Consider the following 13,193-nt stretch of genomic DNA (forward strand, 5'->3'; position numbering starts at 1 on the left):
AATTTCCTTATATTCCTTAGCTGCTTCAGCTTATGCATCTGCATTCTTTACATCCGCAACACCTTGAAGAATTAGTCAAGAGCAGTGGTATAAATTTAGACTTAATTTGTTTAAACTTTAAATCGCTTCAAAGCACAAATGCTTATGAATACCTGCTGATTTCTGACAAACTCCCCCGCACCAACACAGGGATGATTAAAAGTGCATGGTTACAGCGTTATACCCATATTACCGAAGGTGGTTGGTGGTGTTCTGGACTAGATCCCCTCAACAATTGGCATAAAATGGAATGGGGATGTTTTAAACCCAACCAACCGCGACAAAACCAGAAAGGTAAATCAATCAAATATGAACACCCTCCCAGCACAGCCACACGCATATTTTGTTTACGCATATCTTTAGAAATTTGGCAACAAGTTGGACAACTTTACAACTTAGAAATACCGGAAAAAATCACCATCAATGATGACGGTGAAGCCGAAGGTTTTTGGGAATGGGTAATTAAAAACAAGATATCCATTGTCATTTGTGAAGGTGTGAAAAAAGCCGCAGCACTATTAACCCAAGGATACGTTGCTATTGCTATTCCTGGTATTAATAGCGGTTATCGAGTTATTAAAGATGAATTTGGCAAAGTTACCAGTCGGCAATTAATACCTGATTTAGCAGCATTCACAAACACAAAACGCGACTTTCATATTTGTTTTGATTTTGAAACTCAACAGAAAAAAATTGCCGCCGTCAATAATGCCATTTCCCAACTAGGTTGTTTATTGCAACAACAAAATTGTCATGTTAAAGTTGTAGAACTTCCAGGAAAAGAAAAAGGAGTTGATGAATTTATCATTGCCAAAGGAGCAATAGCATTTGATAAAATTTATCGTCAAAGTGTAGATTTAGATATTTACATTGCCAAAAGCAAACCCCACACAGAGTTAACAATTCCCGCTGCAATTACTGTTAACTGTCCCTATTTGGAAAAAATTCCCTTTCCCACATCTGGCTTAGTGGGAGTAAAATCAGCCAAAGGTACAGGTAAAACCACCGCATTACAAGGGATTGTTCAACAAGCAAAAAGCCGCAATCAACCAGTTTTATTAATTACCCATAGAATCATCTTAGGAAGGTTCTTATGTGATAAAATCGGCATTAAATGGGGAATTGAACATGAAACATGGAGTATAGAATCTGATGAATTACCCGTTACTTATCCTTTACCAATTACACCATCTTTAGGATTGTGTGTAGATTCAATTTGGAAATTAAAACCTGAAGATTGGCGAGGAGCAATATTAATTTTAGATGAAGTTGAACAATCATTATGGCATTTACTCAACAGTGAAACCTGTAAACAAAAACGAGTTAAAATTCTCCAAGTTTTCCAACAATTAATTTCTACAGTGATCACAGATGGAGGTTTAATAATTGCCCAAGATGCCGATTTATCAGATGTATCTTTAGAGTATTTACAGACTTTAGCAGGAATTAAATTAACTCCTTGGCTAGTTGTCAATGAATGGAAACCGGAAAAAGGTTGGGATACAACTTTTTATGATTCACCTAATCCCACACCTCTAATTCATCAATTAGAATTAGATCTAATTGCTGGACGTAAATGCTATGTAACCACCGATAGTCGTTCTGGTCGTTACAGTTGTGAAACTATTGAGCATTATTTAAGAGAACGGTTGCAAAAACTCAAAAAAGAATTTCCCGAAACCTTAGTAATTAGCAGTCATACCACTAATACACCCGGTCACGCAGCCGTTGATTTTATAGCGGCTATTAATCAGAAAATTACAGATTATCATACTGTTTTTGTTACCCCTAGTTTGGGAACAGGAATTAGTATTGATGTTCAACATTTTGACCGAGTTTATGGTATTTTTCAAGGGGTGATTCCTGACTCAGAAGCCCGTCAAGCCTTAGCAAGAGTCAGGGATGATGTTCCCCGCATTGTTTGGTGTGCTAAACGGGGTATTGGCTTAATTGGAAGTGGGAGTACAAATTATCGTTTACTATCTCATTGGTATCAAGAAAATCAAAAGGAAAACCTAGCTTTACTAAGTCCATTGCATAAAATAGATGTGGATTTACCTTTAGTTTATGATCCCATTCATTTACGTACTTGGGCAAAATTATCTGCAAGAGTTAATGCTTCTATTCGTCTCTATCGTCAATCAATGCAAGAAGGATTGATAACTGATGGACATCAAATTCAAATGCGAAGTGATGAAGTACAAAATAACATTCTGCGTGATTTACGCTTGGCATTTTTCGCCACTGAACCTAGTGATTTAGAAAACCGTAAACGCTTAATTTTGGAAATTGTCAAAGTTCAAAAAGATTGGGCGCAAAGTCGTCAAAAAGTCAAGGAAATTAAAGGCAAAATCAAAGACATTAAACAGCAAAATCAACTAGCAAACGCAAATTCTGTGGCTAATGCTAAGGATATTGGTTATATCGAATATGAAGAGCTATTAACTAAACATTCTCTCACCCATGAAGAACGTCATCAAGTTAATAAGTATATCCTCAAACAAAGGTATGGAATTGTGGTTACTCCCCAACTGAAATTACAGGATGAAAAAGGATATTATGGACAATTATTAATTCATTATTATCTCACTCATGAAAGTGAATATTTTCATGTTAAAGATCAGCAAGAATGGAATCAGCAATTATTTTGGGGTGAAGGTAAAGTTTTTCTCCCAGATTTAAAAACTTATACACTCAAGGTGGAAGCTATGCGGGCTTTAGGAATGCTACAATTTCTGGAATTACAGCGCGTATTTAATGAAAATGATCCTGATTTAATGTGGTTGAAAAATGTAGCTATGCAAAGTAGTAAACACATTAAACGCGCTTTAGATATTGATTTAGTTAGAGGTAAAGAAGCTGTTTCAGGAATTAAGATATTAAACCGACTTTTGGGTTTATTGGGGTTGAAGTTAAAACAAGTAAATGCTGGTTATCAAATTGATTTAAAAACTTTAAATGATGGTAGAGAAAAAATATTTGCAATTTGGCAAAACCGGGATGATTTGATGTTGACTTCTTTGCATAATCACGAACGTGAAATTGTGGATTTGTCTAGAAGGGATGAATATGAATCTGTACTTATGAATTACAGCAGATTTCAACTTTGTGAGGTACAAAAATAGCACTCGCCCACCCTCTCCTCGCAAGGGGAGAGTTGGGGAGGGGTTGTATAGCTATAGCCATCAAGATTAGGACATAAACTATAAGAGTTCCCATAGCGTCTACCTCATTTCAATGGCTAAACCTTATAGTGATGATTTTCGGCAAAAGGTAATGCAGGCGATCGAATTGGACGGTCTCAAGAAGTGTGAAGCAAGCCAATTGTTCAATATCAGTCGCAACACAATTAACTTGTGGTTTAAGCGTCAAGCCGAAACGGGTGATATCAAACCTAAACAGAGAAAAACATCGCCGCAGAACGGTAAAATCAAGGATGGGGAGAAGTTTCGCACCTTTGTGAAAGAGCATGGGGATAAAACCCAAAGTGAAATGGCACAGCTATGGGAAGGAGATATTAGCCAACGCACAATTTCTAGAGCATTGCAAAAGATAGGACATACTCGTAAAAAAAAAACATACGGATATATTCAACGAGATGAAGCCAAGCGGTCAGCGTTCTTGGCGCAACTGAAAAACCCTATAAACCCCATCTAGTATATGTTGATGAGTCTGGCATGGATGAACGCGATAATTACGGTTACGGATACTCCCCAGCCGGGGAACGCTTTTATGACCTCAAATCAGGTCAGCGCAAAGGTCGTATCAACATGATTGCTGGCTATCGAGAAGGGCAAATAATTGCGCCATTTACAGTCGAAGGGGCGTGTAATCGTACAGTGTTTGAGACCTGGCTAGAAACTTGTTTGATTCCGATGCTACGTCCCGGTGAGTGGGTGATTGTTGATAACGCTACCTTTCATCGTGGTGGTCGGATTGCTCAATTAATTGAAGAGGCTGGGTGTCAGTTAGTTTACTTACCGCCTTATTCACCTGATCTTAATCGAATTGAAAAGTGTTGGGCTACTTTGAAAAGTAGAATTCGTAAGCTTTTATCCACATCAGACAATTTACGTGACGCAATGGAAATCGTTCTCAAGCAAGCAGCGTCCTAATTAACTTGGCTACAGCTATAATTCAAAATGTTGGACAACAACCTTTGGCTGGGGTGAAAGTTAAAATCGGTGATATTTCTACTACCACAAATGCAGATGGTTCATTTATTTTGACTTTAAATCAAGTACCATCTGCTGATGCAGCATTGATTATTGAACCAGGTCAACAGGTCAATAATATTGTTTATCCATCTATTGCGGAAAAACTGCCTTTACTGTTGGGACATGATGTTTATACCAATGTGAAAAATATTATTGATCGTCCCATTTATTTACCACCAATTGATATTAGTAATGCCCAAACAATTGACCCAACAATTACTCAAACTGTTACCAGTGCAGCTATACAGGGTTCAGCAGTAGTAGTTGCTGCTAATACTTTATTCGATCAACAAAATCAACCCTATACAGGACAATTAAGTATTACCACAGTTCCCACAGAACTTACTCCGGCCGCATTACCAGAAAATCTGCGTCCTGATTTGGTGGTGACAATTCAACCAGGAGAAATGAGATTTAATACTCCTGCACCTTTGAGTTTACCAAATCTCGCTGGATATGCGCCTGGTACAGAAATGGATTTATGGTCTATTAATCCCCAAACAGGATTGTTTGATAATGTGGGTAAGGGTCGAGTTAGTGCTGATGGAACTGTAATTAATACCATTAGTGGTGGTATTCGTAATAGTAGTTGGCATTTCTTCGCAGCACCTGCACCAACTCCTAATGATCCTGATGCTGATGACCGCAACCCAGATGATGGTTGTGATGAATGTAAAGCTACAGCACCAGGAAATTCCGAAGTAGAATTACACTCAGGGGCGGTGATAGAAACCCATGATTTAGTACCTTATCAATCTTTAGGAACTAATCGCGGTATCAGTTTACGTTATGATTCGGAACGAGCAGATGCTAGACCAATTTTGCATTTTGGTTATAACAATGTGCCGAATAATTCTAATTTGAGATTGATGGCTGAATTAACAATTAAACGGGGTGATTTTAAGTTAGAAGTACCCGGTTTTGTTGGAGGTCAATTTGGCTTAAATGGCGGGGAAAATTTCTGGTCAATTCCTAATGGTGGTGGGAAGATTGATGCTGCACTACAGGCAGATTTGAGAACTTTAGATTCAGGTCGTTATGATTATGATTTAACCACTGGATTAATGCGATTAAATAATAATCAGTTGAATGGTTCTACTTCTACCAGTAAGGGTAAATTCCTACATATTAATACTGTAAATAGTGCTTTTGGTAGTGGTTGGGGATTAGCTGGTTTACAGGAAATATTTGTTAATGCTGATAATTCAGTAATTATTATTGATGGTGATGGTAGTGAGTTATTGTTTGAAAAGAAAGCAGATAATAGCTATAAATCACCAGTAGGCGATTTTTCCACCTTAGAACGTTTAAATGATGGTACTTTCCGCTGCACGATGACAGATAAAACCGTTTATAGTTTCAATGGGGAAAATCTGTTAACAAAAATGCGCGATCGCATTGGTAATGAAACTCAGTATGTCTATGAAAATCGCCGGTTAATGAAAATGGTTGATCCGGTAGGTTTAGAAACTACTTTTACCTACAGCAATAATAGAATTACAGAAATAACAGATCCTGCTGGTCGTAGCACTAAATTAACCTACGATACTAATGGTAATTTAATCAAAATTACAGATCCCGATGGTACAAGTCGTACTTGGGAATATGACCCTAATCATCTAATGATTTCTGAGGTTGATAAGCGAGGAAATAAAGAACAGACATTCTATGACTTTGCAGGAAGAGCAGATCGAGCTATTCGTAAAGATGGTTCAGAATTAGATTTTGATCCTGTACAAGTGCAAGGTTTATATGCACCAAATAAAACTATTGATCCCGTAAATGTGCCTCTTGCCTTTCAGTTGGGAAATGCTGCATCTACCTATACAGATGCTAATGGTAAGAAAATAGTCAATAATCTTGATCAAGCCGGGCAAATAGTATCATCTTCTGATGAAGTTGGTTTATTACCTGCTGTCCAACGGAATGAACATAATCTGGTTACTCGACAAACAGATGCCAGAGGTAACGTTACATCATTTACTTATGATGATAATGGTAATGTCTTGAGTATTCAAGATTCGCTCGCATTTATTTCTCCTAGTGGAAATGCTTTAATTATCAGTAATGGTCTAAATACTGATGGAACACCTTTTATAAAAGGATTACTTGAAGAAGCTGGCATTACAACTACAATTGTTAATACAGTACCCAATACCTTAACTGGATTCACTCAAGTTATAGATAATAGAGTTGACAATGCATATCCACTAAGCGAAGCAGATCAAGCACTTTATTTAGGATTCTTACGGGGAGGAGGGGATTTATTATTAGTAGGTGAAAATAACAATTTTGCTACTCGCAATAATTCTATTTTAAACCTGATTCAATTAGCTGGTGGTGGTTCACTGAATTTTGTTGAACCTGCTTTTGTACAAAAAGTTTTATCGCCCTTTAATAGTCCTAATCTGATTTCTGATGGCAATGTCACCTATGGAGGGGTAGCAACTGGAGGTGTGACAAATCCAGGAACAGGGCAATTTGTGACAGTAGATAATGCAAATCGGGGTAGTACACTCTACTTTGATGACAATGATCTTCCTAACGCTCTTGGTGGCAAACTAACCGTTATGTTTGATACCAACTTTTTCCTGACTACAAATGATGTGACAGATAATCAAAACTTAATTAAAAATATAATAAGTTTTGAACGTACACCTCGTCGCTATACTTACGATCCAACTTTTAACCAACTCACCAGCATGACTGATGAACTTGGTCATCAAACTCTTTATCAAATTGATCCCAATAACGGTAATCTTTTATCTCTAACTCAGGTAGTGGGTGAAGTTGGTGGCAATGATGATATTATTACCCAATTTACCTACACAAATAATGGCTTAGTTGACCTGATTACTGACCCTCTAGGACGGATTACTGATAGTGATTATGATGCGAATGGTCGTTTAATTTCCATCATCTACGCTAAGGGAACAGCAGACGAAGCTAAACGCCAATTTGAATATGATTTAGCAGGTAATCAAACCGCAATTATTGATGAAAATAGTAATCGCACTACCTTTGAATATGATGCACTGAATCGGTTAGTGAAAATTATTGAAGCTGACCCCGATGGCAATGGTCCTTTAACTTCTCCGATTACTACCTATAGCTATGATGCTGATGGTAATTTGATATCAACTACTGATGCTGTAGGTAATGTGAATCAGAATACCTACGATAAGTTGAATCGGTTGATTGAAAATATTGATACACTCAACCAAAAGACCAGCTATAGTTATGATTCTTTGGGTAATTTACTTTCAGTGGTTGATCCTTTAGGGAATGAAACTGAAAATAAATATGATGCTCGGAATCGGGTGATTGAAACAATCGCTCCTGATTTGGGTAGCACTAAGTTTACTTACGATTTGAGTAATAATCTGGCTTCTGTTACTGATCCTGTAAATAATAAGACTATATTTGCTTATGATGCACGCGATCGCCTCATTAATGAAACCGACCCATTAGGAAAATCTACTCAATATCAATATGATCCCGTTAATAATTTGATTGCGAAAACTGACCGCAATAATCGCCGAACTGAGTTTAAATATGATGACATCAATCGTCTAAATCAGGAAAAATGGGTAGGAACTGATCAGGTAATTAATTACAGCTACGACAAAGCTAGTAACCAAACTGCGGTTAATGATAAGTTTAGTTCCTTAGCATTTAATTATGACAATAGAGATCGTTTATTGTCTGTAAATAATGCTGGTACTCCTGGTTTTTCTAATGTTGTCCTTAATTACTCCTACGATAAAGTAGGCAATGTTCTCTCTGTTGCTGACAGGATTAATAATGTGGCAGGTGGCAATAACTCCTACAGTTATGATGCTTTAAATCGCCTGACTAAATTAACTCAATCGGGTAATAATGTCAGTGATAAAAGAGTTGATTTTGCTTACAATTCTCTTGGACAATATACCTCAATTAATCGCTATGCTAACCTCACAGGAACTCAGTTAGTCAATGGCACAACCTACACCTATGATTCTCTCAATCGTCTCACGAATTTAAACCACAGTAACGGTACAAATAATGTCGCTTTCCATAACTATGTTTATGATGCAGCGAGTCGCATTACTAAAATTACTGATGTTGATGGCGCGACAGATTACACCTACGATAATCGCGCCCAGTTAACAGGTGCTAATCACAGTAATGCTAACAACCCAGATGAATCTTACACCTACGATGCAAATGGCAACCGGATCACCTCAAATATTCACGGGAATGGGTATGTAACAGGTCAAGGCAACCGCCTACTATCTGATGGTAAATATAATTATGAGTATGACAACGAAGGGAATTTAACCAAGCAGACAGAAATTGCTACTGGTAAGGTGCAAGAGTTGACCTGGGATTATCGTAACCGCTTAGTGGCTATGGTTGATAAGGACGCTGAAGGTAACGAGACGCAACGGGTTGAGTTCACCTATGATGCTTTCAATCGCCGCATTGCTAAATCTGTAGATACCAACCCTCAAGATATAACCCCCGCAGTGGTGACACAGTTTATTTATGATGGACAGAATGTACTGTTAGAGTTTGTAGATAGTGATGGTGCGGGTGCAAATCAGCCTGTTTTAGATAAACGCTATCTGCATGGTGCAGGTGTTGATCAGGTTTTGGCACAGGAAAGTGCTGGTAATGTGGTCTGGCATTTAACTGATCATTTGGGAACGATTCGGGATTTGGTGAATAATAGCGGTGCAGTGGTGAATCATTTTGTTTATGATTCCTTTGGTCAGGTAATTTCTGAAAGTAATCCTGCTATTGATACTCGTTATCTGTTTACGGGAAGAGAGTTTGATCAGGAGATTGGGCTTTATTATTACCGTGCGCGGTATTATAACCAAGCTACGGGAAGATTTTTGAGTGAAGATCCGATTGGATTTAATGGTGGGAACACTAACTTATTTGGTTATGTAGGGAATAGTCCAATATATTCCAATGATCCTAGCGGTGAGTTTGCAAATCTTCTTATCGGTGGAGCAACAAGTGTCTTATTTGGTTATGCTATATCAAAGCTTACTGGATCTTGTTATTCTTTAAATGACGCTCTATTTGATTTTGGAACAGGAGCAATAGGAGCGGGTTTAGCAAGTAAAGCAGGGAAATTATTACAATTAGGACGAAGAACTGGCATTCCTAATACGGTAGCACGAGTTGTTCCTAGTAATACACCTCTTACAACACTAGGAAAACCAGGTAATCCAGAGGTTTTTGTAGCTGCTGCTGAGGATATTAAATATTTAAATGCAAATCAAATTGCTTCACGATTAGGAATTGATCCTTCCAAGACAGGAAGTTTTACAGTAATTGAGTTTTCTCCGAATGGTCTTAAACGAACTTATTCTGGAGCGCCTGGAGTAAACAACAAATATATCGAAGGTGGTTACACATCAGGTGGAGCGAGAGAATATTTAGTTCCTAATACATCTATTCCATCTAATGCCTCAGTCCGAACAGTCGGGAATATATTCCCTGAACGAAGTGCTGGTATTGGCGGATTAACAGGAGGCGCTGGAGGTGCTGGTCGTGATTGTGGATGTGATTAATGTGAAAACTTGATCGCTGTTTGGGGATGTGGGGGTGCGATAGCGCAAGCGCTGCTGCAAGCAGTTCGCTTTTGGGAATGTGAGGGGCGATCGCTTTGATGCTTTCAGGAATGGTAAAGGAAATAAACTGAGGTATAATAGAACTAACAAGCAAATAAAGACTAGGAAAATAGATATGATTACAGTAGAATTTCAAACCACTATTGAAAATGGGATGATCAAAATTCCCGAACAGTACCAACAACAGTTAAAACAACCCAATATAGTTAAAGTCACTCTTCAACAAGACACTTCTGAACAGTCTGTAAATTACCTCCAATATTTATTAGAACATCCGTTAAATATAGAAAAATTAACTCCAATGAAACGAGAAGGAATTTACGAAAACGAATAAAAAAATGACATTTTTAGATTCAAATATCTGGATATATGCACTTAATCAGAGTCAAGATATCCGAAAACATCAAATTGCTAACCATCTAGCCACACAAACAGGACTTTATTTAAGTACTCAGGTAATCAATGAAGTTTGTGTAAACTTAATCAAAAAAGGAAATTTTTCTGAAAATCAAATTCAAAATCTTATTCAAGGTTTTTATCAAATTCATCATATCATTGAACTTGATTTGAATATATTGTTAACAGCATCCACATTAAGAACAAAATATTTATTCTCATTTTGGGATAGTTTAATTATCGCCAGCGCACTATCAGTTAATGTGAATCAACTCTATTCAGAGGATATGCAACACGGTTTTACAGTGGAAGGATTACAGATTATTAATCCTTTTCTCTAAGCGATCGCTTTTGGGGAATGGGAGGGCGATAGCGAGGCGCTGCTGCAAGCAGTTCGCTTTTTAGGGATGTAAGGGGCGATCGTTGGTTTTAGAAATTGGTGCGATCGCGCTAAAATGATTGCAGTAGTATCTTGCAAGGTAGCCAACTATATGCCATTAAAAGAACTCTTAAACGAAGCTAAAAATTTAGACATTCAGGAGCAAATCCAACTAGCTACACAACTATTGCAATGGGTAGAAATAAAGATTAATCAAAAGTCTCAAGACTCCTCATCCAAACAGCTACGCCAAGCAGGACTTGGTTTAGGATCTTGCATATTTACTGCTGATTTTGACGATCCATTACCCGATGAATTTTGGCTAGGAGAATCATGAAATTGTTGCTTGATACTCATGCTTTCATGTGGTGGCATAGCGATCCAGAGTGTATTCCTAAAAGCACAATACACTTACTTCAAGATCCTGATAATGAAGTAATTATTAGCGTTGTCAGTCTATGGGAAATGCAAATCAAAATTCAGCTAGGCAAACTTGCTTTGCTCTCAGAGACGATCTAGAACTTATGCTAAAGATTCAGTGGGAGCGAAATAATATCAGGTTAATATCTGCAACACTTCCTCATATTTTGGAATTAAAAACTTTACCACTGCACCATAAAGATCCCTTTGATAGAATGCTTATAGCTCAATCCAAAGTTGAAAATGCAACATTAGTTAGCCGTGACTCCGTTTTTAAAAGTTACGAATGCTCCGTGATTTGGTAATTATCATCTTGTGAAATTAGCGATCGCTTTTGGGGTGTGGGAGTGTGATAGCGCAAGCGCTGACTTGTCAGTTCGCTTTTTAGGGATGTCAGGGGCGATAGCGCAAGCGCTGACTTGTCAGTTCGCTTTTGGGATGTGGGAATGCGATCCCTATAACCAGTAATATAAAAAGCAGTAGTACAGTGGCTAAACATGAAACATGACTCTCATTTATCTAGACTATAACTGCTTTCAGCGTGGCTTTGATGATCCAAGACAAGTTAGAATCCAAATGGAGGCTGTAGCTTGCCAAGAGATATTTACTCAAGCTCAAACAGAACAGGTAACTCTAGTTTGGTCTTTTATGCACCAAGATGAAACCGAATTATGTCCATTCATTGATCGTAAATATGCAGTGTTGGGCATGATCAGTTTGTGTAAAATAAAGGTAGCTCCAAAAACTGAAATAGTAGAACAAGCCCGTTTATTTCAGCAGTCGGCTAACCTATCAAGTAAAGATGCTTTACACTTGGCCTGTGCTGTTAATATTCAAGCTGATTTTTTCTTGACTTGTGATGAAAGTTTGAGGAAGCAATCTCAAAAATTACAGCTAGAGATAGCAATCATGAACCCTATTGACTATATTAGGAAGAATGAAAATTATGAAAATCAATAATATTATGGATGATACAGAAATTAGAGTACAAGGTATAAATGCTCTGTATAAGTCTCTTGGTTCAGCCGCAGCTATACGTTTTTTGAACTTACTACACAAAACGCCTACTGATTATGTAGAAATCTCTCGCACAATATATAAAGATCAAACTATAGATGAAATTTTTGCTAGAGCAAAAGAAAATTGGCAAGATTAATTAGCTCATGCGATCGCCTTTCTGTTCAGGATGTGGGAGTGTGCGTAAGCGAAGCGCTGCTGCAAGCAGTTCGGTTTTTGGGAATGTGAGGGAGAGCGATCATATTTTTAGAGGTATAATAGAACATAAAATGTATAAGTCCATTGCAAAAAACAAAAATGATATCTATCAAGCTAGATCGAGAAACGGAAACATACCTAGCAGAAATCATTACTCAAGAGAATACTACCTCTGAAGAACTGCTAAAAAAACTAATTTATCAACATTGGCAAACCATAAAACCTCGTCAAACCCTAGCTCAAAGACGAGGAAAACATCCAGAAAACCTATTACAAGATGCTGCTCCTAATTTATCATTACGAGAAAATCGTAAAAAAGACGTTGCAGAGCATATTCAAAACCGCCATCAAAAATATCATCAATGAATGATTATCCTCCTATTATTCTTACTGATAGCAGTATTTTATTTGCTTACTACAGCGTGCAAGATAATTATCATAAATCCGTTTGTAACTTTTTTGAACAATGTTCAAGTGAACTGATTACAACTATTCCTTGCGTGACCGAAGTGATGTATCTTTTGAGTAGAGATTATCGGACACAAAATGAATTTCTCAATGATTTAGCTCAAAAACTTTATCGTTGTATTCCTCTAATACCAGAAGATTTTACTCGCATTAGAGAACTTAATCAACAGTATGCAGACTTACCAGGGGATTTTGCTGATTTGTCATTAATTACTATCTCTGAACGGCTCAATATTTCATCAATTATTACATTAGATAGTGATTTTGATATTTACCGCAGTTATCGAAAACAGCCTTTTGAAAGAGTGTATTTAGATTTACAACGTTAGAGAATGATAGCGAAGCGCGACCTAGTAATCGCCTTTTTTGGGATGTGGGGGCGATTGGGGCAACATAAATTATTGAGAGCGATCGTTCCTGGGATGGGAGGTA

At 37.5% G+C, this 13,193-nt stretch carries 13 protein-coding genes; 12 read left to right on the forward strand and 1 reads right to left on the reverse strand.

All coding sequences use genetic code 11. From position 1 onward, the window contains the following. Window positions 1–32 precede the first annotated feature (32 nt). The 5 genes from FFO06_RS00155 to FFO06_RS00175 all read left to right on the forward strand — a co-directional run bounded on the left by FFO06_RS00155 (window position 33) and on the right by FFO06_RS00175 (window position 10,620). Window positions 33–3,164 (forward strand): plasmid replication protein, CyRepA1 family, encoded by a 3,132-nt coding sequence (locus FFO06_RS00155; RefSeq protein WP_137906228.1) that lies wholly within the window; start codon window positions 33–35, stop codon window positions 3,162–3,164. Between the two features lie 112 nt (window positions 3,165–3,276). Next, a protein-coding gene (locus FFO06_RS00160; RefSeq protein WP_236097037.1) for an IS630 family transposase occupies window positions 3,277–4,154 on the forward strand; the annotation gives its coding sequence in 2 pieces (ribosomal slippage) (window positions 3,277–3,682 and window positions 3,682–4,154; 879 coding nt in all). Between the two features lie 5 nt (window positions 4,155–4,159). Continuing rightward, on the forward strand, window positions 4,160–9,823 hold the full coding sequence (locus FFO06_RS00165) for a polymorphic toxin type 10 domain-containing protein (protein ID WP_137906229.1): 5,664 nt from the start codon (window positions 4,160–4,162) through the stop codon (window positions 9,821–9,823). Between the two features lie 175 nt (window positions 9,824–9,998). Beyond that, entirely contained in the window at window positions 9,999–10,217 is a 219-nt protein-coding gene (locus FFO06_RS00170) for a hypothetical protein (RefSeq protein WP_137906230.1), read from the forward strand. Between the two features lie 4 nt (window positions 10,218–10,221). Next, window positions 10,222–10,620, forward strand: a complete 399-nt coding sequence (locus FFO06_RS00175) for a PIN domain-containing protein (protein ID WP_137906231.1) — start codon at window positions 10,222–10,224, stop codon at window positions 10,618–10,620. Here the strand turns inward: FFO06_RS00175 and FFO06_RS21020 are convergent. Then, window positions 10,617–10,766, reverse strand: a complete 150-nt coding sequence (locus FFO06_RS21020) for a hypothetical protein (RefSeq protein ID WP_190371482.1) — start codon at window positions 10,764–10,766, stop codon at window positions 10,617–10,619. The genes FFO06_RS00175 and FFO06_RS21020 overlap by 4 nt on opposite strands. 4 nt (window positions 10,767–10,770) lie before the next feature. Between FFO06_RS21020 and FFO06_RS00180 the strand changes: the two genes are divergently transcribed. The 7 genes from FFO06_RS00180 (at window position 10,771) to FFO06_RS00205 (ending at window position 13,090) form a co-directional block, all read left to right on the forward strand. Next, a complete protein-coding gene (locus FFO06_RS00180; protein WP_137906232.1) occupies window positions 10,771–10,995 on the forward strand; it encodes a hypothetical protein in 225 nt (74 codons plus the stop codon). Then, entirely contained in the window at window positions 10,992–11,177 is a 186-nt protein-coding gene (locus FFO06_RS21740; RefSeq protein WP_236097038.1) for a type II toxin-antitoxin system VapC family toxin, read from the forward strand. Before FFO06_RS00180 ends, FFO06_RS21740 begins: the two co-directional genes overlap by 4 nt. Window positions 11,178–11,182: 5 nt before the next feature. Beyond that, the gene (locus tag FFO06_RS22505; RefSeq protein WP_347238698.1) at window positions 11,183–11,383 is read left to right on the forward strand and encodes a type II toxin-antitoxin system VapC family toxin; all 201 of its coding nucleotides are present in this window, start codon (window positions 11,183–11,185) and stop codon (window positions 11,381–11,383) included. Window positions 11,384–11,582: 199 nt separating this feature from the next. Continuing rightward, window positions 11,583–12,038: a PIN domain-containing protein gene (locus FFO06_RS00190; RefSeq protein ID WP_137906233.1), complete on the forward strand. Its 456-nt coding sequence runs from the start codon at window positions 11,583–11,585 to the stop codon at window positions 12,036–12,038. Further along, a complete protein-coding gene (locus FFO06_RS00195; protein ID WP_039201908.1) occupies window positions 12,025–12,234 on the forward strand; it encodes a hypothetical protein in 210 nt (69 codons plus the stop codon). Before FFO06_RS00190 ends, FFO06_RS00195 begins: the two co-directional genes overlap by 14 nt. 158 nt (window positions 12,235–12,392) lie before the next feature. Beyond that, entirely contained in the window at window positions 12,393–12,659 is a 267-nt protein-coding gene (locus FFO06_RS00200) for a hypothetical protein (protein WP_137906234.1), read from the forward strand. Continuing rightward, window positions 12,656–13,090 (forward strand): type II toxin-antitoxin system VapC family toxin, encoded by a 435-nt coding sequence (locus tag FFO06_RS00205; protein ID WP_137906235.1) that lies wholly within the window; start codon window positions 12,656–12,658, stop codon window positions 13,088–13,090. The genes FFO06_RS00200 and FFO06_RS00205 overlap by 4 nt, the downstream gene beginning before the upstream one ends. Window positions 13,091–13,193 lie beyond the last annotated feature (103 nt).

The organism is Dolichospermum planctonicum (assembly GCF_005402965.1).
Taxonomy (GTDB): domain Bacteria; phylum Cyanobacteriota; class Cyanobacteriia; order Cyanobacteriales; family Nostocaceae; genus Dolichospermum; species Dolichospermum planctonicum.

Bases quoted from the DNA above. Each gene is read 5' to 3' on its own strand.
- FFO06_RS00155 (WP_137906228.1), top strand. From the start codon at position 33: ATGCATCTGCATTCTTTACATCCGCAACACCTTGAAGAATTAGTCAAG.
- FFO06_RS00170 (WP_137906230.1), top strand. From the start codon at position 9,999: ATGATTACAGTAGAATTTCAAACCACTATTGAAAATGGGATGATCAAA.
- FFO06_RS00175 (WP_137906231.1), top strand. From the start codon at position 10,222: ATGACATTTTTAGATTCAAATATCTGGATATATGCACTTAATCAGAGT.
- FFO06_RS00180 (WP_137906232.1), top strand. From the start codon at position 10,771: ATGCCATTAAAAGAACTCTTAAACGAAGCTAAAAATTTAGACATTCAG.
- FFO06_RS21740 (WP_236097038.1), top strand. From the start codon at position 10,992: ATGAAATTGTTGCTTGATACTCATGCTTTCATGTGGTGGCATAGCGAT.
- FFO06_RS22505 (WP_347238698.1), top strand. From the start codon at position 11,183: ATGCTAAAGATTCAGTGGGAGCGAAATAATATCAGGTTAATATCTGCA.
- FFO06_RS00190 (WP_137906233.1), top strand. From the start codon at position 11,583: ATGACTCTCATTTATCTAGACTATAACTGCTTTCAGCGTGGCTTTGAT.
- FFO06_RS00195 (WP_039201908.1), top strand. From the start codon at position 12,025: ATGAAAATCAATAATATTATGGATGATACAGAAATTAGAGTACAAGGT.
- FFO06_RS00200 (WP_137906234.1), top strand. From the start codon at position 12,393: ATGATATCTATCAAGCTAGATCGAGAAACGGAAACATACCTAGCAGAA.
- FFO06_RS00205 (WP_137906235.1), top strand. From the start codon at position 12,656: ATGAATGATTATCCTCCTATTATTCTTACTGATAGCAGTATTTTATTT.